Origin of the sequence: Pseudomonas anuradhapurensis, assembly GCF_014269225.2 — a bacterium.
Lineage (GTDB): Bacteria > Pseudomonadota > Gammaproteobacteria > Pseudomonadales > Pseudomonadaceae > Aquipseudomonas > Aquipseudomonas anuradhapurensis.
The window spans coordinates 77,460-97,277 of sequence record NZ_CP077097.1 but is presented as its reverse complement, the minus strand read 5'-3'; the positions used below and the strand labels follow the sequence as shown (position 1 = coordinate 97,277).

Genomic DNA, 19,818 nt, shown 5'->3' with positions numbered 1-19,818 from the left:
AAATCATCGCAACCAATGTGCCACCCGGCATCTCTAAGCAAATCATCGGAATAGCGCGGCCTCTGGGCTTTGATTGGCCATTGGCTAGCATGCAAAGGACAGATTCCTTCAGAATTGACCATGCAACTTGCCCGATTTTTCCCACACTAATTTGAAGACCTAACCCTAAGGAGCGCAGGACATGGAATCAGCTCAGGACACTCAAGGCCGCATTCTGCTGGTGGATGACGAGTCCGCGATCCTGCGCACTTTCCGCTACTGCCTGGAGGATGAGGGCTATAGCGTGGCCACGGCCAATAGCGCGGCGCAGGCCGAAACCCTGCTGCAGCGCCAGGTATTCGACCTGTGTTTCCTCGATTTGCGCCTGGGCGAAGACAACGGGCTCGACGTGCTGGCGCAAATGCGTATCCAGGCCCCCTGGATGCGAGTGGTGATCGTGACTGCGCACTCGGCGATCGACACGGCGGTGGATGCGATCCAGGCCGGCGCGGCCGATTACCTGGTCAAGCCGTGCAGCCCCGACCAGCTGCGCCTGGCCACCGCCAAGCAGCTGGAAGTGCGCCAACTGTCTGCACGCCTGGAAGCCCTCGAAGGCGAAGTGCGCAAGCCCAAGGACGGCCTGGACTCGCACAGCCCGGCGATGATGGCGGTGCTGGAAACCGCCCGCCAGGTTGCCACCACCGACGCCAATATCCTCATCCTTGGTGAGTCCGGTACCGGTAAAGGCGAACTGGCCCGGGCCATCCACGGCTGGAGCAAGCGGGCGCGCAAAGCCTGCGTGACCATCAACTGCCCGTCGCTGAACGCCGAACTGATGGAAAGCGAGCTGTTCGGCCACACCCGCGGCGCCTTTACCGGCGCCAGCGAAAGCACCCTGGGGCGGGTCAACCAGGCCGACGGCGGCACGCTGTTCCTCGACGAAATCGGTGATTTCCCACTGACCTTGCAGCCAAAGTTGCTGCGCTTCATTCAGGACAAGGAGTACGAGCGCGTCGGCGACCCAGTCACCCGCCGTGCCGATGTACGTATCCTCGCCGCCACCAACCTCAACCTCGAAGAAATGGTGCGCGAAAGCCGCTTCCGTGAAGACTTGCTGTACCGCCTGAACGTCATCACCCTGCACCTGCCGCCGCTGCGCGAGCGCAGTGAAGATATCCTGACCCTGGCCGACCGCTTCCTCGCCCGCTTCGTCAAGGAATACTCCCGACCCGCGCGCGGGTTCAGTGACGAAGCCCGAACAGCGCTGCTCAACTACCGCTGGCCCGGCAACATCCGTGAACTGCGCAACGTGGTGGAGCGGGCCAGCATCATCTGCCCGCAGGAGCGCGTGGAAGTCAGCCACCTGGGCATGGGCGAGCAGCCCGCAGGCAACACCCCGCGCGTTGGCGCGGCCCTGAGCCTGGATGAGCTGGAGCGCGCCCATATCGGCGCGGTGCTGGCTGCCAGCGACACCCTGGACCAAGCCGCCAAGACCCTGGGCATCGATGCCTCCACCCTGTACCGCAAGCGCAAGCAGTACAACCTATGAAGTGGCCACCCATGAAGCTGCGCACGCGGCTGTTCCTCAGCATTTCGGCGCTGGTTACCGTGGCGCTGCTGGGCCTGTTGCTGGGGTTGGTCAGTGTTCTGCAGATGGCCGCAGTGCAACAGCAATTGGTGCGCGATACGACCCATGTCCTGGAGGTTGGGCTGAAACTGCGCCAGAACCTCGGCGAACAGATGACCCTGATTCTTGACGAGGACACCACCCCGGAAAGCCTGCGGCTGCTGCAGGAAGATTTCCAGGCCCTGCTCAATCAGGCCCTGGAACAGGGCGGCGAGCGTCCCAGCTTCAGCAAGGCCAGCCGCAATTACCAGGCATTTCTCCAGGCCTACCGGGAGAGCGCCGCGCCCGCCCGCAGCATGGGTGCAGAGCAGCCGCTGGGCGCCGCCTTCAACCAGGTTCGCAGCGACCTGATCGATTCCCACAAACAGGCTTTGGAGCATATTACCCGCAGCGAGGAACTCACCCGCGACCACGCCTTGCTGATCAGCGGCGTGCTTGGCCTGATGGGCCTGGTAGTGCTGGTGCTGGGCTTCGTCACTGCGCACAACATCGCGCGGCGCTTTGGCCAGCCGATCGAAGCACTGGCCAAAGCGGCCGACCAGCTTGGCGAAGGCAATTTCGATGTCACCCTGCCGGTGACCCAGGCCGCCGAGCTCAACCAGCTGACCCGCCGCTTCGGCATGATGGCCGAGGCCTTGCGCAAGCACCAGGCCACCAATGTCGATGAACTGCTGGCCGGCCAGCAACGCCTGCAGGCTGTACTGGACAGTATCGACGACGGCTTGCTGATCATCGACCGCCAGGGCCGCCTGGAACACCTCAACCCGGTGGCCCAGCGCCAGCTGGGCTGGTCCGACAGCCGCGTGGGAAGCAGCCTGGCCGACGCCTTGCAGCGCCCGGAACTGGAACAACAAATTCGCCAGGTGCTGCGCGGCGGCAACCTCGACCGCCCACCGGATGACCTGAACATCGAGGTCGATGAAGAAACCCGCCTGCTCACCTACAGCCTGACCCCGGTCAGCCACCCGCAAGGGCCAATCCTCGGTGCGGTGATGGTGTTGCACGATGTGACCGAGCAACGCGCTTTCGAACGCGTGCGCAGCGAGTTCGTGCTGCGCGCTTCTCACGAGCTGCGTACCCCGGTAACCGGCATGCACATGGCCTTCGGGCTGCTGCGCGAGCGCCTCAAGTTCCCACCCGAGGCTCGCGAGCAGGACCTGCTGGAAACCATTGGCGAAGAAATGCAGCGCCTTACCCAGTTGATCAATGACTTGCTCAACTTCAGTCGCTACCAGAGCGGGCTGCAGAAGCTCGAGCTGGCCCCGTGCGCCATCGACGAGCTGCTGGAACGTGCGCAACTGCGCTTTGCCGAGCAGGCAGCGCACAAGCAGATCGAGCTGATCCGAGAGCTGGAACCGCCGTTGCCACGCATCCAGGCCGACGTCGCCCAACTCGACCGGGTCCTGGACAACCTGTTGCACAACGCCATCCGCCATACTGCCAGCGGCGGGCGGATTCGCCTGCATGCACGACGCCATGCGGAACGGGTGATCATCAGCGTCGAGGATAACGGCGAGGGCATCGCCTATGGGCAGCAGGGGCGCATCTTCGAACCGTTCGTGCAGGTAGGGCGCAAGAAGGGCGGGGCTGGCTTGGGGCTGGCGCTGTGCAAGGAGATCGTGCAGCTGCATGGCGGGCGCATGGGGGTTTTCTCCCGGCCAGGGCAGGGCACCCAGTTCTACATGGCGCTGCCGGCCTGACGCCCGCGGGTCACCAACTCGGCAAACTGGCGGGCATTCAACGGCCGGGCAAATAGCCAGCCCTGGCCATAATGAACCCCTTCGCTACTGAGCAGTAGCGCCTGGTCCTCGCTCTCGATGCCTTCGGCAATCACCCGCAGATGCAGGTCATGGGCCATGCGGATGATATGCGGGGCAACCCCACTGCTGGCGGCGTCATGCCCCAAGGCATCGATGAACGCCTTGTCGATCTTCAGGCAATCCACCGGCAGGGTCTGCAGATAAGCCAGGCTGCAATAACCCGTGCCGAAATCATCGATCAACACCTGATGGCCCACCGCCCGCAGTGCCTGCAGGTTATCGCGCGCCACCACCACATCGATCAGGCCACGCTCGGTCACCTCGAAGGCAATCTGCCTGGCCGCCACTTTGTGCAAGGCCAGCAAGCGTGCCGCCACCCGGCCTATCCGCGGCACCATCACATCGCAAGCCGCGAGGTTCACCGAAATGTACAAGTCGGGGTGCGAGCGCAGCAGCTGGCCCAACTGCTCCAGCACTCGCTGCAGGACAAAGTCGGTGATCTGGCGAATCTGCCCGGTGTTTTCCGCCAGCGGAATGAACAGGTCCGGGCTGGTCAGCGTCCCGTCCGGGCGGCGCCAGCGCACCAAGGCCTCGGCCCCCACGCAGCGTCGGCTGTCGAGTTCGAAGATCGGTTGATAGAGCACCTGCAGCTCACCGCGGCGCAAGGCGTTCTGCAATTCCGAACTCATCGAGCGCTTCTGCAGGATCAATTGCAGCACCACCCAGCCGATGAAGCAGGCTGCCAGCACGCTACCGGGGAACAGTAGCCAGAGCATGCCGTTCATCCGCAGCGGCAGTTTCGCCCGCGGGGCGATCAGCACCAGCTGGTAATCCGGTGACTTGGTCGGCATGCGGTAGATCAAGCGGTCGCTGAGTTCGAGCAGCGACTTCTGGCTGGTCGACCAGGCCGAGGGTGGCGGCCAGACCTGCGGCGGGCCCAGGACCGGAATGGCCCGGGCGCCATTATCCAATACCACCACCAGGCTACCGCCTGGAGGAAGGTCGACCACATCGGTCAGGTGGCCACGGGAGGTGGACACCACGAACTTGCCTCGCCCCAACATCAGCGCGGCCAGGTTCTCGTTCGGCTCGGTCGTGGTGTTCAACCAATAACTGTAGGTCGGCCCCTGAATGTCAGGGGCACGCAAGCGTTCGAAGGCCCGCTCGTCACCACGGCTGGAGCAGGCGACGCTCCCATCCACGTACGCCGCCTCATAAATGAACCGCGAACTCAGGCTTACCTGCTGCAGTGTCGTGAGCATCGCCGGGCTGCAACCGCGCAAGGGCTGGGCCTGCAACAGGTCGACCCCTTCACGCAACTGGCCGAACACCTGCTCCAGGCGCTCCAGAAAGCGTTCGCCCTGGGCATTCATCTGTTCGCTCTCGCTTTGCTTCATCTGCTGCAAGGCAATGCCGAGGCTGGCGGAGAGCAACAGTGCGGCACTGGCCAATGCTGCCAGGGTGGCCAGCAACCAGGGATGGAAAAAAATTTGGCGCAGCAACACGGTGAGCGCTGACATCGACGGCATCCAGTTGATTACTAAGGTATAGCAACTGGATCGGGAATCACCTTTGCCGTCTGGCGCCTGGATTGAACCTCTGCCGGCCGCTGCGACAGGCTTAACGCATGTGGTTGAGTACCTGCAGCATCGCCGCTGTCTGGGCATCCGGCATGCCGTCGAAACGCTGTGGGCGGAAGCGCATCTGGAATGCGGCGATCACATGGCGGGTGGCGACATCCAGTACGCCGGTTTGCTCGATCGCATAGCCAAACCGCGCCAACTCCTGCTGATACCAGCCGACACTGGGTGGGTTGACGCTGAAATAGGCCTGCTGGCGCGCCACTGCATTGGCATCCGGCCAGATCCCCAGCCCGGCATCGGCCAGCCGCTTCCAGGGGAACAGCGGCCCCGGATCCAGCTTGCGCAGCGGCGCGATGTCGCTGTGGCCAATGATGTGGCGGGGCTCGATGTGGTTACGCTTCACGATGTCCTTGAGCAGCGCGATCAGCGACTGGATCTGCGCTTCGCTGTAAGGGTGCCAGACCCGGCCGTTCGGCGTGTCGGTAAAGCCTGGGTTGACGATTTCGATACCAATGGAAGAAGAATTCAGCCAGGTTCGCCCCTGCCACTGGCTATCCCCTGCATGCCAGGCGCGACGGCTCTCATCCACCAACTGGTACACCGTGCCCGGGCCATCGCCAATCAGGTAGTGACTGCTGACTTCGCCATGGGTCAGCAACGCCAGGGACCTATCCAGCGAAGCATTGGTGTAATGGAGGACAACGAACTGTATACGGTTGTCCTGGTTGGCCGAAGGATGGCTACGGTCGATGCGCAGGCCCGTCGAGCAACCGGCGACAGACAACAGCAAGAAGGAAATCAGCGTTCTTTTAAGCGTGGAAAGCACGTCAGTGGCCTCAGCGTATGAGCGCTACAGTATAACGTGCTCCCCTGGTACCGTGCGTGCCGCGATTCAGCAACAGCCGACTACCCCTGCTCGACGCGATTGCGCCCCAGGTCCTTGGCCCGGTACAGCGCCGCATCGGCGCGCTTGAGCACCTGGTCGCCACGCTCGCCGGAACGGAACGCACTCAGGCCGATGGACGTGGTGATCACCACCCGTTCGCCCTTGAAGTGGAACGGGCACGCCTCGACGGCAGCGCGCAGAGCCTCGGCCACCTCGGCAGCCGCTGCCAACGAGGTCTGCGGCAGCAACAGGACAAACTCTTCGCCACCAAACCGGGCGATGAACCCGCGACCGTTCAGGCGCTTGCGCAACTGGTCGGCGACAATTTTCAATACCTTGTCCCCGGCCAGGTGCCCGTAGCCGTCGTTGATGCGTTTGAAATGGTCAAGGTCGAGGATCGCCATCGTCAGGTGGCCACCTTTATCCTGCCACTCGATCATTTCGCGCTCGACCCGCTCGCTCCATGCCGCACGGTTGGGCAGGCCGGTAAGCGGGTCGAGCAAGGCTTTCTGCCGCTGTTCTTCCAGGTGCTCGCGATAGCCGAGCGCCTCCTGCTCCATGTTCGCCACCCGCTCCGACAACCCTTGCAGGCGCCCTGCCAGCTCCTGCTCACGGCGATCGCGCTCATGCTTGTGCTGGTCCATGGTTACCAGCAAGCCTTCCAGGCGGTTGTCCAGGATGTGCTTGAGGCTGTCCACATCGGCAGCACCTTGCACGCTGCTTTGCAGCCCGTCGACGTGCTCGCGCAGCTGGTTATCCAGCTCGCGGGCAGCAGAACTGTTGTCGGCATGGCCAACACTGGCCTCGTGCAAGTGGCTCTGGAAGCCTTCCAGGCGTTCGTTGAGCTGCTGCAGGTAGGTTTCGAATTCATGCTGGCCGCTGTCGGTGATCGCCAGCATCAGCACAGCCAGGTCGTCCAGCACCGGGATCAGCTCATACCAGTTCAGGCCGCGGGCAACCCGTTCACGCATCTCCAGCGCCTGGGCCTTGTGCCGCTCGGGCAGGCTGAGATCATCGAGCAGGCCGAGCAGGGTCTGCTCGATATGCGCAGCCACCTGGCTGTAGGGCGGCTCGACCGCATCCGGCAGGGCATAGGTGCCGTCTTCGCCAGGGGTTTCCTCAGGTATTTGTGGCGGCTCTGCTTCAGCCAGCAGCTCGCCACCGGAGGCTTGCGGTAGGGGTTCGTCGTGCGCAGCTGGCGGCGGCAACGGGGCTGGCGATAGTTCGGCCGTTTCGATCAACGCCGGGCCAGGCACTTCCAGCTCGGCCTCCGCCGCCACAGGTACATCGTCAACAGCGGCTTGGGGGGCTGGCAGCGGCTGCAACGCATCCACATCGTCGGCCTGCGCGGCATCAATCGCCTGGGGCTGCGTGGTTACAGCAGGCGGCGCCACCGCTACAGGCGTCGGTGCGCCTGGGGTGTCTTCCTCACGGCTGCCGAACAGGCGCTGCAACAAACCCGGCCGGGCCTCTTCCCCACGCTTGCCCAGGGCTGACAGTGCGCGGCCCTGCAAGCCGCTCAGTTCACCCAGCAACGGCGGCAGATCGCGTGACTGGGCGACGCCGCCTTCGAGCTTCTTCGCCAGTTTTTTCAACGGCCGCGAGACTTCGTTCGGCAGCGGCAGGCCTTGCAGTTGGCCAACCAGTGCGGTCAAGGCGTCACCGACCTGGTTCATGCGGGTTTCCCGACGCTGCTCGGAATCCAGCACCGCTTTCTCCAGGCGCGGAATCAGGCCGGCGAGGCCAGCGTCCATGTTGTCGCTGCGGATGACCTCGCGCATTTCCTTCATGCACTGGTCCACCACCTTGTCACTGCCTTCGGCAGCCAGGGTGCTGCGGACCAGGCCGCGGCGCAGCAAGTCGAGACGGGCCTCCCAACGGCGCTCGAGCCGTTCCTGCTGCTCGATGCTTTTAAGGTATTTTTCTTTCCAGCGCTCAGCGTCTTCAGTCATGCCCGGGTCCGCAAACGGTGATGGCAATTAGCTCGGGACCGGCAGCGTATCCACAGTCAATGCATCAGGCAATCGAATCTCGACGGCAACGGGAAGGTGGTCAGAAATTGGCTGTGCCAGCACCTCGACACGCTCCAGCGTGAGGCTTGGGCTGAGCAGGATGTGGTCCAGGCAACGCTGTGGCCGCCAGCTCGGGAAGGTGGCCTCGACTTGCGGGGCAATCAGGCCCAGGTCGCGCAACGGCGAGTGCTCCAGCAGGTCGGTGGCATGGGTGTTCATGTCACCCATCAACACCTGGTGGCGGTAGCCGCCAATCAGCTCACGAATGTAGCCCAACTGCAGCGCGCGGGTCTTGGCACCAAGGGCCAGGTGCATCATGACCACGATCAGGGCATCGTCACCCTCGCCGAAACGCACCAGGATCGCTCCGCGCCCGGCCGGGCCGGGTAACGGATGATCTTCGAGCACGTGTGGCTTGATGCGGCTGAGCACCCCATTGCTGTGCTGGGCAAAACGCCCGAGGTTGCGGTTGAGCTGCTGGTACCAGTAGGGGAAAGCACCCAGGTGGGCGAGGTGTTCGACCTGGTTGACGTAGCCCGAACGCAGGCTGCCACCATCGGCCTCCTGCAAGGCCACCAGGTCGAAGTCACCCAGCAGTTTGCCGATCTTCTGCAGGTTGCCGGCACGCCCGTTGTGCGGCAGCAGGTGCTGCCAGCTGCGGGTGAGGTAATGCCGATAACGCTCGGTGCTGATGCCCACCTGGATGTTGAAACTGAGCAGCCGCAGGCGACCATCCTCAGGCAGGCCAGGGGCCTGCAGGTGGTGCTCGTTGACCTGCGGCTGGTGCAGGCCAATGCCACGCGTGGACCTGAAGCGGGGCATGGGCTGCGCCGCTTACTTAGCGGCGCGCTCCTTGTCGATCAGCTGGTCGGCAACATTCAGCACGCCTTCCGGCCCGCCGGCGGTACCCAGGTCGAAGCGGTACTTGCCGTTGACCACCATGCTTGGTACGCCGGTGATTTCGTACTTCTTCGCCAGTTCCTTGGCCTGGTTGACCTGGCCCTTGATGGCGAACGAGTCGTAGGTGGCCAGGAACTTGTCCTTGTCCACGCCTTGGGTGGCGAGGAATTCGGCCATGTCATTCTTGTCGGTCAGGCGCTTGTGCTGGTTCTGAATGGCATCGAACACCGCCGCGTGCACCTTGTGCTCGACGCCCATGGCCTCGAGGGTCAGGAACATCTGGCCGTGCGCATCCCATGGGCCACCGAACATGGCCGGTACGCGCTTGAAGTTGACGTCCTTGGGCAGCTTTTCAACCCAAGGGTTGATGGTCGGCTCGAAGTGGTAGCAGTGTGGGCAGCCGTACCAGAACAGCTCGACGACTTCGATCTTGCCAGGCACGGAAACCGGAACAGGGTTGCTCAGCTCGATGTATTCCTTGCCAGCCACAGGCTCTGCGGCCTGGACGGCAGTCATACCGAATACGCTGGCGGCGACCAGCGCAGCGCTGAGAATCAGTTTACGCATGCTTTACTCCTGAGCAGTCTTGGGTCGCCCCGACGCGACCTGCACTGTGACAGGCCGGGAAGGGCTCGAGTTCTGTAGTGTAACGGCTGCGGACTGAAAAAAGGGCGGTCCGGCCGCCCTTTTCATCATTGGCTTACAACATTAACTGAAAGTTAATGCGCCGCCTGTAATGGCCTTATCGCCGGCAAGCCGGCGCCCACCTCGACCGCATCGACCTCAGGCGATGGAGTACCTGTGGCAGCTGGCTTGCCAGCGATAGGGCCATGGCAGGCTGTCGAGGGTCTCAGTGCAGCCCCTGGATGTAGCTGGCCAACGCCTCGATATCGTGGTTGCTCAGTTTGCCGGCGATGGTGCGCATGGTCATGGCATCGCCATCATTGGTGCGGTTGCCTTCGCGGAAATCGGTGAGCTGCTTGGTCACATACTGCGCGTGCTGGCCGCCCAGGTGCGGGAAGCCGGCCAGGGCGATGCCGGCGCCATTGGGCGAATGGCAACCGGTGCAGGCAGGCATGCCCTTCTCCAGGTCGCCGCCGTTGAACAGCGCACGGCCACGCTCGACGAGCTTGGGATCGGCAGCGCCAACGCTGCCTTTCTGGCTGGAGAAGTAGGCGGCGATATCAGCCAGGTCCTGGTCATTGAAATTGGCCAGCATCCCGGTCATTTCCAGCACGGTGCGCTTGCCCGACTTGATATCGTGCAGTTGTTTTTCGAGGTAGCGCTGGCCCTGGCCGGCCAGTTTCGGGAAGTTCGGCGCCAGGCTGTTGCCGTCGGGGTTGTGGCAGGCGCCACACACGGCAGTCTTGGCCTGGCCGGCGGCGGCATCGCCTTTGATAGGTTGCGCAGCAGTGGCCGCACCTGCGACACCCAGGGTCAACAGCAGACTCACGACTAGTTTGTTCATCAGCTAATCCAACACGGCTAAGGGTGAAATGTTATGTATCGGGACTGCCGCTCATCCAAAGGATGACCAAACGGTAGTCCTCGGCACTGCAGTCCATGCACAATCCACGCGGCGGCATAGCCTTGAAACCCTGGGTCACGTGCTTCACCAGTACCTCCATGCCTTGCGCCAGCCTTGGCTCCCATGCTGCCCGATCACCCTGCCTGGGTGCCTGTGGCAACTGCCCGGCGTGACAGGCCGCACACGTGCGGTTGTACAACACCTCGGGATCCTGTGTAGCCTGTGCGCTGAAAAACGGCAGGAACATACCGACAGCAAGCAGCCATTTCGCCATGCGGAACGACCTTCAGGGTTGGGGGCCGCGCTGCGTTCTGTTGCGCGAGCTATTGTTCGACACCCCATGCTCGTTCCCCTTTGCCGGGAGAATGAGCACACAAAAACTGGGGCATTATATACTTCCGCCATCCAAACGGAAACGACACCGCTTGCCAGGCTCGAGCCTACAGAGTCAGGCAACACCCACATCGGATATCCCATGCAAGTCAAGAACCCCATCCTCGGCCTCTGCCAGAAAGCCACATTCGCCCTCAGCGCTGCCAAGGTCGAACAATGCCCGGACGACCAGGGTTACGAGGTGGCTTTCGCCGGCCGCTCCAACGCCGGCAAATCCAGCGCCCTCAACACCCTGACTCATGCCAGCCTGGCGCGTACCTCGAAAACCCCCGGGCGCACCCAGCTGTTGAATTTCTTCAGTCTGGACGATGAACGGCGTTTGGTCGACCTGCCGGGCTACGGTTATGCAAAAGTGCCGATTCCGCTGAAGCAACATTGGCAGAAACACCTGGAAGCCTACCTGGGCAGCCGTGAATGCCTGCGTGGCGTCATCCTGATGATGGACGTACGCCACCCGATGACCGACTTCGACAAGATGATGCTCGACTGGGCCAAGGCCAGCAGCATGCCGATGCACATCCTGCTGACCAAGGCCGACAAACTGACCCACGGCGCAGGCAAGAACACCCTGCTCAAGGTGCAGTCGGAAATCCGCAAGGGCTGGGGCGATGGCGTGACCATCCAGCTGTTCTCGGCACCCAAGCGCCTGGGCGTGGAAGAGGCCTACCGGGTGCTGGCGGGCTGGATGGAGCTGGAAGACAAGCCAGTGGCCTGAAGGCCTGCGCGTCTTCGTGTAGACGCGGCCTTGTGTCGCGCCTACACAAAGACCGCATCACCAAGGAATTCCGGGCAAAAAAAACCCCGGACTTCGTATGGGGAGGGGGAAGTTCGGGGTCCAAGTCCGGACCGCTAGGGCGGGGTCCGGATATCTGCCAACACTTAACACAACATAGGAGCATCGAAAGGCTTCACCAGCCATTCAGATACTCTGAGTTCCGCTTCACCGGTTTAGTTCCGAAGCCCTGGAAACTATTTGCGATAGTTTCATGAAGCGTCAGCACCCATGGCACTGAGCGGCGCCAGGATCCGCGTCCCTACGTCGCAGATCCTACACAGCTTTACCTGCTCGATCAGTGAGCTTCGTCCCAATTCGCACCAATTCCTGCTTCCACCAGCAACGGCACATCCAGCTGCGCCGCCTGGCTCATGCGCTGGCGAATTTCATCTTTGACCTGGTCTACCAGGTCTTCGCGTACCTCCAGCACCAGTTCGTCGTGAACCTGGAGGATGACCCGGGCATCCAGCCCGCTTTCGCTCAGCCAGTTATCCACATTGACCATGGCGCGCTTGATGATGTCGGCCGCGGTGCCTTGCATCGGCGCGTTGATCGCGGTGCGCTCGGCGCCTTTGCGCAAGGCCGGGTTCTTGGCATTGATGTCCGGCAGGTACAGGCGCCGGCCAAACAGGGTTTCGACAAAGCCTTGCGCGGCAGCCTGAGCGCGGGTGCGCTCCATGTAGGCCAGTACGCCAGGGTAGCGAGTGAAATAGCGGTCGATATAGTCCTGCGACTGCTTGCGATCGACACCGATCTGCTTGGCCAGGCCAAACGCGCTCATGCCATAGATCAGGCCGAAGTTGATGGCCTTGGCGCTGCGGCGCTGGTCGGTGGTGACGTCTTCCAGGGCCACGCCGAACACTTCCGCCGCCGTCGCGCGGTGCACGTCCAGGTTGTTGCGGAAGGCATGCAGCAAGCCTTCATCCTTGGCCAGGTGGGCCATGATGCGCAGCTCGATCTGCGAGTAGTCGGCCGCCAGCAACTTGTAGCCCGGGCTGGCGACGAAGGCCTGGCGGATGCGCCGCCCTTCGGCCGTACGAATCGGGATGTTCTGCAGGTTCGGGTCGCTCGAGGACAACCGGCCAGTAGCCGCCACCGCCTGCTGGTACGAGGTGTGGATACGCCCGGTGCGCGGGTTGATCTGCCCTGGCAGCTTGTCCGTGTAGGTGCTCTTGAGCTTGCTCAGGCTGCGGTACTGCATCAATACCTCAGGCAGCGGATAGCCTTGCTCGGCCAGTTCGTCGAGCACCGCTTCTGCAGTGGATGGCTGGCCCTTGGTGGTCTTGCTCAGCACCGGCATGCCCAGCTTGTCATAGAGGATCGCACCCAGCTGCTTGGGCGAGCCGAGGTTGAATTCCTCACCCGCCAGCTCATAGGCACGCTGCTCCAGCTCGGCCATCTTCACCCCCAGCTCGCCACTCTGCACCCGCAGCAGCGCAGCATCGACCAACGCACCCTGGCGCTCGATCTTGGCCAGCACCGGCACCAGCGGCATCTCGATGTCCATCAGTACCGGCTGCACGCTCGGTGTCTGCGCCAGGCGCGCCTGCAACGCGTGGTGCAGGCGCAGGGTGATGTCGGCGTCTTCGGCGGCGTAGGGGCCGGCCTTGTCCAGGTGGATCTGGTTGAAGGTCAGCTGCTTGGCGCCCTTGCCGGCGATGTCCTCGAAGGCAATGGTGGTGTGGTCGAGGTACTTCTGCGCCAGGCTATCCATGTCATGCCGGGTGGCCGTGGAGTTCAACACATACGACTCGAGCATGGTGTCATAGGCTACGCCGCGCATTTCGATGGCCGGCGTGCCATTGGCGAGGATGTTGATATCGTATTTGGCGTTCTGCCCGACCTTGGCCTTGGCCGGGTCTTCGAGCAACGGCTTGAGTGCCAGCAGCACGCTGTCGCGGTCCAACTGCGCTGGCGCTCCCTCGTAATCATGGGCCAGCGGCACGTAGGCCGCTTCATGCGGCTCGACGGCGAACGACAGGCCAACCAGCTGCGCCTGCTGGGCATCCAGGCTGGTGGTCTCGGTGTCGAATGCGAACAGCGGTGCCTGGCGCAGCTTCTCCAGCCAGACCTGGAAACGGGCCGGGTCAAGAATGGTTTCGTACCTGGGCTCGACCTTGGCCACCGGTTCCGCGATCGGCGCGATGTCATCACCGGCCTTCGCCGCGTCGCGCTGCACTTCGGCGACCCAGCTCTTGAACTCCATTTCGCTGTACAACGCCAGCAGCGCTTCGCGATCCGGCTCCCCGCATACCAGGGCGTCGACCTCGATATCCAGCGGCACATCGATCTTGATGGTGGCCAGCTCATACGACAGGAACGCCGCGTCGCGGTGCTCTTCGAGCTTGGCCGGCAGGGTCTTGGCGCCGCGAATGGGCAGCGTCGGCACCTTGTCCAGGTTGGCATAGAGGTCGCTGAGGCCGCCGCCGATGCCGGTCAGCAGGCCCACTGCAGTTTTTTCGCCGACACCCGGCACGCCGGGAATGTTGTCGACCTTGTCGCCCATCAGGGCCAGGAAGTCGATGATATGTTCCGGGCCGACGCCAAATTTCTCGTGCACGCCAGCAACGTCCAGCACGCTTCCGGTCATGGTGTTGACCAAGGTAATGTGCCCGTCCACCAGCTGCGCCATGTCCTTGTCACCGGTCGAGATGATCACCGGCCGGCCAAGGGCGGCGCTGCTGCGCGCCAGGGTGCCGATCACGTCGTCGGCCTCGACACCCTCGACGCACAACAGCGGGTAGCCCAGCGCCTTGACGCTGGCGTGCAGCGGCTCGATCTGCAAGCGCAAGTCGTCCGGCATGCTCGGGCGGTTGGCCTTGTACTCGGCGAACATGGCATCGCGGAAGGTGCCGCCCTTGGCGTCGAACACCACCGCAAAGAGGCTGTCGGGGTATTGCTTGCGCAGGCTCTTGAGCATGTTCAGCACCCCCTTCACCGCGCCGGTCGGCATGCCCTTGGAGGTGGTCAACGGCGGCAGCGCATGGAAGGCGCGGTACAGGTAGGAGGAACCGTCCACCAGGACGAGGGGCGCTTGGCTCATGAGCAGAATCAACCTTTTCGACGGGTCCGGCGCTAGAATAGCCAGAATCATTGACGACAAAGGGACAAGGTTATCATGCGTACACTCAATCGCCTGTTACTGCTCGGTCTGTTGGCAACCATGCCTGTCGTCACCCTGGCGGCGGACGACGCCCCCTCGGCCGATCCCGAGGTGACCATTCGCACGGAAGGCGACAAAACCATCCAGGAATACCGGCAGAACGGGTTCCTGTATGCGATCAAGATCACGCCGAAACACGGCAAGCCTTATTTCCTGGTACGCGCCGATGGCTCTGATGGCAATTTCATTCGATCCGACCAGCCGGACATGCTGATTCCGTCCTGGAAGATCTTCGAGTGGTAATCTGACGCGCACCGTTCACATCAACCTGGCACTTCCCGGCGGAAGTGCCCGTATGGGCAACTTTTCATCATGTCAGTCTTCACCCCCGTGACCCGGCCTGAGCTGGAAACCTTTCTGGCACCGTACGCGCTGGGCCGTCTGCTCGACTTCCAGGGCATTGCCGCCGGCACCGAGAACAGCAATTTCTTCGTCAGCCTCGAACAGGGGGAGTTCGTCCTGACGCTGATCGAGCGCGGGCCCAGCGAGGACATGCCGTTCTTCATCGAGCTGCTCGATACCCTGCACGCCGCCGACATGCCAGTGCCCTATGCGATACGGGACCGCGACGGCAACGGCCTGCGTGAACTGTGTGGCAAGCCAGCGCTGTTGCAGCCACGGCTGTCGGGCAAGCACATCAAGGCGCCGAACGCCCAGCACTGCGCCCAGGTCGGCGAATTGCTGGCGCACATTCACCTGGCCACCCGCGAGCACATCATCGAGCGCCGTACCGACCGTGGCCTGGACTGGATGCTGGCTTCCGGTGCCGAGCTGCTGCCGCGCCTGACCACCGAGCAAGCCGCTCTGCTGCAACCGGCGCTGGATGAAATCCGCGCGCACAAGGCGCAGATCCTGGCCCTGCCACGGGCCAATCTGCACGCCGACCTGTTCCGCGACAACGTGATGTTCGAAGGCACCCACCTGACCGGTGTAATCGACTTCTACAATGCGTGTTCCGGGCCGATGCTGTATGACATCGCCATCACCGTGAACGACTGGTGCCTGGATGAGCACGGCGCTGTGGATGTACCGCGTGCCCAGGCGCTGCTGGCCGCTTACGCGGCGTTGCGGCCATTTACCGCTGCCGAGGCCGAGCTGTGGCCGGAAATGTTGCGGGTAGGGTGCGTACGCTTCTGGCTGTCGCGCCTGATTGCTGCAGAATCGTTTGCCGGAATGGACGTGATGATCCACGACCCGAGCGAGTTCGAAGTGCGCCTGGCGCAGCGCCGGCAGGTGGCCTTGCACCTGCCGTTCGCCCTCTAATGCACTTTTGCCTCTTCGCGGGCACGTCCGCGAAGAGGTCGGTACAGGCTAGAGCTGCTCCAGGCATCCGGCCAGGTCGCTACCCAGCTTTTCCAGCAAGCGCTCATAGCCCTTGCCATCCACAGGCTCGCTACCGCCCAAGGCATCCAGCTCGGCCAGGCGCACCGGCAAGCCGGCGGTCAAGGTTTCGGCCAGGCGCGGTCGCAACGGCGGCTCGCTGAACACACAGGTCTTGCCCACTTCCTGCAGGCGTTTGCGCATCGCGGCCACATGCTGCGCGCCGGGCTGCACCTCGGCTGCCACGGTGAACACGCCGGTATGCTTCAGGCCGTACTCGGCTTCGAAATAATCGAACGCTTCGTGGAACACGAAGTACGGCTTGCCGGCAATACCGGCCACGCGCGCCTTGATCCGCCCGTCCAGTGCGTCCAGGCGCTCGTCGAACGCCTTCAGGTTGCTCTGGTAGCGCGCCGCATTGGCCGGGTCGACCTGGGCCAGGTCCGTCGCCATCTTCGCAGCAATAACACGCGCGTTGACCGACGATAGCCACAAGTGCGCGTCCAGGCTGCCCGGGCGGTGGTCGTGATCATGGTCATCATGGTCTTCTTCATGGGACTGGCTGTCCTCGCCAAAGTGGCGCAACTTCATGCCCGGCAGCGACTGCACGGCCACTGTGGGCTTGCTGCGATTGCCCAGCACTCGCGGCAGGAAGTTCTCCATGTCCGGGCCGATCCAGTACAGCAGGTCGGCGTCCGCCACCCGCCGTACATCGGACGGGCGCAGCGCATAGTGGTGCGGCGACGCCCCCGGCGGCAGCAATACCTCGGGGCTGCCGACACCATCCTGCACCGCAGCGGCAATCTGCTGCAGGGGTTTGATAGTAGTCAGCACACGTACGTCGGCCTGGGCGGAAAATGCGATAAAAGCGACAAACAGAGCTAGGAATCGGGACACGGTGAGTACTCGAGTCGTCAGAAACAGGTAACATAATAACGTCTCCATAAAGAACCGTCGCTGCCCATGTCCATCACGCCGCTGGCCAACCGTCCTCACGATCATTCCCATTGCGTGCACAGCGCACTGGCTGAAGCCGACGCCTTGTGCACCCGCCAGGGCCTGCGCCTGACCGCGCTGCGCCGCCGGGTACTGGAACTGGTGTGGCAAAGCCACAAGCCGCTGGGTGCCTACGACATCCTCGCCGTGCTCAGCGAGCAGGATGGCCGCCGCGCCGCGCCGCCTACGGTATATCGCGCGCTGGATTTCCTGCTGGAGAACGGCCTGGTACACCGCATCGCCTCGCTCAACGCCTTCATCGGCTGCAGCCACCCAGAACATGTGCATCAGGGCCAGTTCCTGATCTGCAAGGCCTGCCATGTGGCCATCGAGCTGGAACAGGACAGCATCAGCCAAGCCATCATCAACAGCGCCAAGGGCGTAGGCTTCACGGTCGAGGGTCAGACCGTGGAGGTGGTTGGCCTGTGCAGCAACTGCCGGAGCGCGGCATGAGCGATGCACTGATCCGCCTGGAGCAGGTCGGTGTCACCTTCGGCGGCGAGGCGGTGCTCGATAGCATCGACCTGTCGGTTGCACCCGGCCAGATCGTTACCCTGATCGGCCCCAACGGCGCGGGCAAGACCACCCTGGTGCGCGCCGTGCTCGGCCTGCTGAAGCCGCACCACGGCAAGGTCTGGCGCAAGCCGAAGCTGCGCATTGGCTACATGCCGCAGAAGATCCAGGTGGATGCCACGCTGCCGCTGTCGGTGCTGCGCTTCCTGCGCCTGGTGCCCGGAGTAGACCGTGCAGCAGCCTTGTCGGCCTTGCAGGAAGTGGGAGCCGAGCAGGTCATCGACAGCCCGATCCAGACCATTTCCGGTGGCGAGATGCAACGCGTGCTGCTGGCCCGTGCCCTGCTGCGCGAACCCCAGCTACTGGTGCTCGACGAACCGGTGCAGGGCGTCGACGTGGTCGGCCAGGCCGAGCTGTACAACCTCATTACCCGCCTGCGCGACCGCCACGGCTGTGGCGTGCTGATGGTTTCCCACGACCTGCACCTGGTCATGAGCGCCACCGACCAGGTGGTGTGCCTGAACCGCCACGTATGCTGCTCGGGCCACCCCGAGCAAGTCAGCGGCGACCCGGCATTCGTCGAGCTGTTCGGCCAGGCCGCCGCACCCAGCCTGGCCATCTATCACCACCATCACGACCACAGCCACGACCTGCACGGCTCGGTGGTCGCCCCTGGCACCCATGTTCACGGAGCGCACTGCAAGCATGGCTGATTTTCTTCTCTACGCCCTGCTTGCCGGTTTGTCCCTGGCGCTGGTGGCCGGCCCGCTGGGCTCCTTCGTGGTGTGGCGGCGCATGGCCTATTTTGGCGACACCCTGTCCCACGCCGCCCTGCTTGGTGTAGCCCTCGGCTTTGCCCTGGACGTCAGCCCGGCGCTGGCGGTAACCGTAGGCTGCCTCCTGCTGGCGATCCTGCTGGTCACCTTGCAGCAGCGCCAGCCGCTGGCCTCCGATACCCTGCTCGGCATCCTCGCCCCCAGCACCTTGTCGCTGGGCCTTGTGGTACTGAGTTTCATGCATGACGTGCGCATCGACCTGATGGCCTATCTGTTCGGCGACCTGCTGGCCATCAGCCCCACCGACCTGGCCTGGATCCTCGGCGGCAGCGTGCTGGTCCTGCTGCTGCTCGCCATGCTGTGGCGGCCGCTGTTGGCCATCACCGTGCACGAAGAGCTGGCCATGGTCGAAGGCCTGCCCGTAGCCGGCCTGCGCATGGCACTGATGCTGCTGATCGCGGTGGTGATTGCCGTGGCCATGAAGATCGTCGGCGTGCTGCTGATTACCTCGTTGCTGATCATCCCCGCCGCTGCGGCACAGCGCCACGCCCGCTCTCCCGAGCAGATGGCCCTGGGCGCCAGCCTGCTGGGCGTGACTGCGGTATGCGGTGGCCTGGCCATGTCCTGGTTCAAGGACACCCCCGCCGGCCCGTCGATCGTGGTGTGCGCGGCGGTGCTATTCTTGCTGAGCCTGGCCCTGCCCAAACGCTGAAAAAACAGGGCGCGTGAAGGCGCGCCCTGCAACCTTTTCGCACGTAAAGGGTCTGTAAGACTTGTTTTCGAGCGTGCGCACCTGGGTGTAGACTTGCTCGCTTTTTGCGCAAATAGAGAGTCGCAGGAATGAAGCCGTTCGCCTCCCGTTATCTGCTTGTTGCCGCGTTTTCCCTGTTCCTGGCTGCCTGTACCAGCGCGCCGGTCGAACAGGCCGCCGTACCTGCCCAAGCCGATGCCTGGCAGCAGTTGCAACAGAACATCGCCAGCAACGAGCTGGCAACCGCCGAAGACCAGCTGGCCGCCCTGCAGGCCCAGTCGCCGGCTGACGCGCGCCTGGAGCAATACCAGCGCCAGTTGGCCGAGGCCTACCTGCAGCGCAGCCAGGTGTTCCTGCAAAAGGGCGATGTGAACGCGGCGGCCACCGCCCTGGCCCGCGCTCGTGCACTGATGCCGCAGGCCCCGGCAGTGACCGGTGGCGATGCCGTGACCCAGGCCCGCAAAGCCGAGCTGGAAAAAGCCGAGGCAGCGTTGAAAGCCGCCGAAGCCAAGCCCAAGGCGCGGATCATCGACCCGACGGCGCCCAGCACCGTGGTGGCCTTGAAAACCACCGACAGCCGCGCCATGCGCCGCCAACTGGATGACATTGCTGCCGACGTGGTCAGCTACCAGTGCGACGTGGTGTTCCAGGTGCCGCGCACCGAGGATGCGCCTTGGCTGAAGACCTTGCTGGAGAAGCGCGTGCGCAAGATCGACAGCGGGTTCGAGTTGAAGCAGAAGCACGAGATCCAGCGATCGCTGCCGGCGCAGGTGGTTCTGGTTCCGCACCAGCGTTAAGAACGCCGGGGGCGCTGCGCGCCCCTTTCGCGACACAAGGCCGCTCCTACAAAGGACGC

General features: G+C 63.4%; 18 protein-coding genes. 9 read left to right on the top strand and 9 right to left on the bottom strand.

The window, feature by feature from the left end:
- Positions 1-181: 181 nt before the first annotated feature.
- Both algB and HU763_RS00465 read left to right on the top strand, forming a co-directional pair.
- Positions 182-1,528, top strand: a complete 1,347-nt coding sequence (algB, locus tag HU763_RS00470) for a sigma-54-dependent response regulator transcription factor AlgB (protein WP_170027695.1) — start codon at positions 182-184, stop codon at positions 1,526-1,528.
- Complete coding sequence (locus tag HU763_RS00465; protein WP_186690217.1) at positions 1,525-3,306, top strand: KinB sensor domain-containing domain; 1,782 nt, start codon at positions 1,525-1,527, stop codon at positions 3,304-3,306. The genes algB and HU763_RS00465 overlap by 4 nt, the downstream gene beginning before the upstream one ends.
- On the opposite strand, the gene HU763_RS00460 is transcribed toward HU763_RS00465, so the two are convergent.
- The 7 genes from HU763_RS00460 to HU763_RS00430 form a co-directional block, all read right to left on the bottom strand.
- Positions 3,285-4,886: an EAL domain-containing protein gene (locus HU763_RS00460; RefSeq protein ID WP_186690219.1), complete on the bottom strand. Its 1,602-nt coding sequence runs from the start codon at positions 4,884-4,886 to the stop codon at positions 3,285-3,287. The two genes, HU763_RS00465 and HU763_RS00460, sit on opposite strands and share 22 nt — an antisense overlap.
- Before the next feature lie 100 nt (positions 4,887-4,986).
- The gene (locus HU763_RS00455; RefSeq protein ID WP_186690221.1) at positions 4,987-5,775 is read right to left on the bottom strand and encodes an N-acetylmuramoyl-L-alanine amidase; all 789 of its coding nucleotides are present in this window, start codon (positions 5,773-5,775) and stop codon (positions 4,987-4,989) included.
- 80 nt (positions 5,776-5,855) lie between these two features.
- Positions 5,856-7,787 carry a GGDEF domain-containing protein gene (locus HU763_RS00450; protein WP_186690223.1) on the bottom strand — a complete coding sequence of 644 codons (1,932 nt, stop codon included), beginning with the start codon at positions 7,785-7,787 and terminating at the stop codon, positions 5,856-5,858.
- 27 nt (positions 7,788-7,814) lie between these two features.
- On the bottom strand, positions 7,815-8,669 hold the full coding sequence (locus HU763_RS00445) for an endonuclease/exonuclease/phosphatase family protein (protein WP_170027689.1): 855 nt from the start codon (positions 8,667-8,669) through the stop codon (positions 7,815-7,817).
- Between the two features lie 12 nt (positions 8,670-8,681).
- The gene (dsbA, locus tag HU763_RS00440) at positions 8,682-9,314 is read right to left on the bottom strand and encodes a thiol:disulfide interchange protein DsbA (RefSeq protein WP_170027687.1); all 633 of its coding nucleotides are present in this window, start codon (positions 9,312-9,314) and stop codon (positions 8,682-8,684) included.
- A 283-nt stretch (positions 9,315-9,597) separates the two neighbouring features.
- Entirely contained in the window at positions 9,598-10,215 is a 618-nt protein-coding gene (locus HU763_RS00435; RefSeq protein WP_170027685.1) for a c-type cytochrome, read from the bottom strand.
- Positions 10,216-10,246: 31 nt separating this feature from the next.
- Positions 10,247-10,549: a c-type cytochrome gene (locus HU763_RS00430; RefSeq protein ID WP_170027683.1), complete on the bottom strand. Its 303-nt coding sequence runs from the start codon at positions 10,547-10,549 to the stop codon at positions 10,247-10,249.
- Between the two features lie 201 nt (positions 10,550-10,750).
- On the opposite strand from HU763_RS00430, the gene yihA reads away from it, so the two are divergent.
- Complete coding sequence (yihA, locus tag HU763_RS00425) at positions 10,751-11,383, top strand: ribosome biogenesis GTP-binding protein YihA/YsxC (RefSeq protein ID WP_186690225.1); 633 nt, start codon at positions 10,751-10,753, stop codon at positions 11,381-11,383.
- A gap of 355 nt (positions 11,384-11,738) precedes the next feature.
- On the opposite strand, the gene polA is transcribed toward yihA, so the two are convergent.
- Positions 11,739-14,486 carry a DNA polymerase I gene (gene polA, locus HU763_RS00420; RefSeq protein ID WP_186690227.1) on the bottom strand — a complete coding sequence of 916 codons (2,748 nt, stop codon included), beginning with the start codon at positions 14,484-14,486 and terminating at the stop codon, positions 11,739-11,741.
- A gap of 75 nt (positions 14,487-14,561) precedes the next feature.
- Here polA and HU763_RS00415 point away from each other — a divergent pair, with 75 nt between their 5' ends.
- A complete protein-coding gene (locus tag HU763_RS00415) occupies positions 14,562-14,849 on the top strand; it encodes a DUF2782 domain-containing protein (RefSeq protein ID WP_170027677.1) in 288 nt (95 codons plus the stop codon).
- Positions 14,850-14,918: 69 nt separating this feature from the next.
- Complete coding sequence (locus HU763_RS00410; RefSeq protein ID WP_170027675.1) at positions 14,919-15,869, top strand: homoserine kinase; 951 nt, start codon at positions 14,919-14,921, stop codon at positions 15,867-15,869.
- Between the two features lie 48 nt (positions 15,870-15,917).
- Here HU763_RS00410 and HU763_RS00405 read toward each other — a convergent pair whose 3' ends face one another.
- Positions 15,918-16,871 carry a zinc ABC transporter substrate-binding protein gene (locus HU763_RS00405; protein WP_186690229.1) on the bottom strand — a complete coding sequence of 318 codons (954 nt, stop codon included), beginning with the start codon at positions 16,869-16,871 and terminating at the stop codon, positions 15,918-15,920.
- 18 nt (positions 16,872-16,889) lie between these two features.
- Between HU763_RS00405 and zur the strand changes: the two genes are divergently transcribed.
- From zur to HU763_RS00385, 4 genes are all read left to right on the top strand, one after another.
- Complete coding sequence (gene zur / locus HU763_RS00400; RefSeq protein ID WP_186690231.1) at positions 16,890-17,375, top strand: zinc uptake transcriptional repressor Zur; 486 nt, start codon at positions 16,890-16,892, stop codon at positions 17,373-17,375.
- Positions 17,372-18,148, top strand: a complete 777-nt coding sequence (znuC, locus tag HU763_RS00395) for a zinc ABC transporter ATP-binding protein ZnuC (RefSeq protein ID WP_170027669.1) — start codon at positions 17,372-17,374, stop codon at positions 18,146-18,148. Before zur ends, znuC begins: the two co-directional genes overlap by 4 nt.
- On the top strand, positions 18,141-18,923 hold the full coding sequence (gene znuB / locus HU763_RS00390; RefSeq protein ID WP_170027667.1) for a zinc ABC transporter permease subunit ZnuB: 783 nt from the start codon (positions 18,141-18,143) through the stop codon (positions 18,921-18,923). Before znuC ends, znuB begins: the two co-directional genes overlap by 8 nt.
- 128 nt (positions 18,924-19,051) lie before the next feature.
- Positions 19,052-19,759 (top strand): PA5502 family lipoprotein, encoded by a 708-nt coding sequence (locus tag HU763_RS00385; RefSeq protein WP_186690233.1) that lies wholly within the window; start codon positions 19,052-19,054, stop codon positions 19,757-19,759.
- Positions 19,760-19,818: the final 59 nt, after the last annotated feature.

What these genes read in the sequence shown, in the direction of transcription:
- algB (WP_170027695.1), top strand. Translation starts at nt 182, where the DNA reads ATGGAATCAGCTCAGGACACTCAAGGCCGCATTCTGCTGGTGGATGAC.
- HU763_RS00465 (WP_186690217.1), top strand. Translation starts at nt 1,525, where the DNA reads ATGAAGTGGCCACCCATGAAGCTGCGCACGCGGCTGTTCCTCAGCATT.
- HU763_RS00460 (WP_186690219.1), bottom strand. Translation starts at nt 4,886, where the DNA reads ATGTCAGCGCTCACCGTGTTGCTGCGCCAAATTTTTTTCCATCCCTGG.
- HU763_RS00450 (WP_186690223.1), bottom strand. Translation starts at nt 7,787, where the DNA reads ATGACTGAAGACGCTGAGCGCTGGAAAGAAAAATACCTTAAAAGCATC.
- HU763_RS00445 (WP_170027689.1), bottom strand. Translation starts at nt 8,669, where the DNA reads ATGCCCCGCTTCAGGTCCACGCGTGGCATTGGCCTGCACCAGCCGCAG.
- dsbA (WP_170027687.1), bottom strand. Translation starts at nt 9,314, where the DNA reads ATGCGTAAACTGATTCTCAGCGCTGCGCTGGTCGCCGCCAGCGTATTC.
- HU763_RS00435 (WP_170027685.1), bottom strand. Translation starts at nt 10,215, where the DNA reads ATGAACAAACTAGTCGTGAGTCTGCTGTTGACCCTGGGTGTCGCAGGT.
- HU763_RS00430 (WP_170027683.1), bottom strand. Translation starts at nt 10,549, where the DNA reads ATGGCGAAATGGCTGCTTGCTGTCGGTATGTTCCTGCCGTTTTTCAGC.
- yihA (WP_186690225.1), top strand. Translation starts at nt 10,751, where the DNA reads ATGCAAGTCAAGAACCCCATCCTCGGCCTCTGCCAGAAAGCCACATTC.
- polA (WP_186690227.1), bottom strand. Translation starts at nt 14,486, where the DNA reads ATGAGCCAAGCGCCCCTCGTCCTGGTGGACGGTTCCTCCTACCTGTAC.
- HU763_RS00415 (WP_170027677.1), top strand. Translation starts at nt 14,562, where the DNA reads ATGCGTACACTCAATCGCCTGTTACTGCTCGGTCTGTTGGCAACCATG.
- HU763_RS00410 (WP_170027675.1), top strand. Translation starts at nt 14,919, where the DNA reads ATGTCAGTCTTCACCCCCGTGACCCGGCCTGAGCTGGAAACCTTTCTG.
- HU763_RS00405 (WP_186690229.1), bottom strand. Translation starts at nt 16,871, where the DNA reads ATGGAGACGTTATTATGTTACCTGTTTCTGACGACTCGAGTACTCACC.
- zur (WP_186690231.1), top strand. Translation starts at nt 16,890, where the DNA reads ATGTCCATCACGCCGCTGGCCAACCGTCCTCACGATCATTCCCATTGC.
- znuC (WP_170027669.1), top strand. Translation starts at nt 17,372, where the DNA reads ATGAGCGATGCACTGATCCGCCTGGAGCAGGTCGGTGTCACCTTCGGC.
- znuB (WP_170027667.1), top strand. Translation starts at nt 18,141, where the DNA reads ATGGCTGATTTTCTTCTCTACGCCCTGCTTGCCGGTTTGTCCCTGGCG.
- HU763_RS00385 (WP_186690233.1), top strand. Translation starts at nt 19,052, where the DNA reads ATGAAGCCGTTCGCCTCCCGTTATCTGCTTGTTGCCGCGTTTTCCCTG.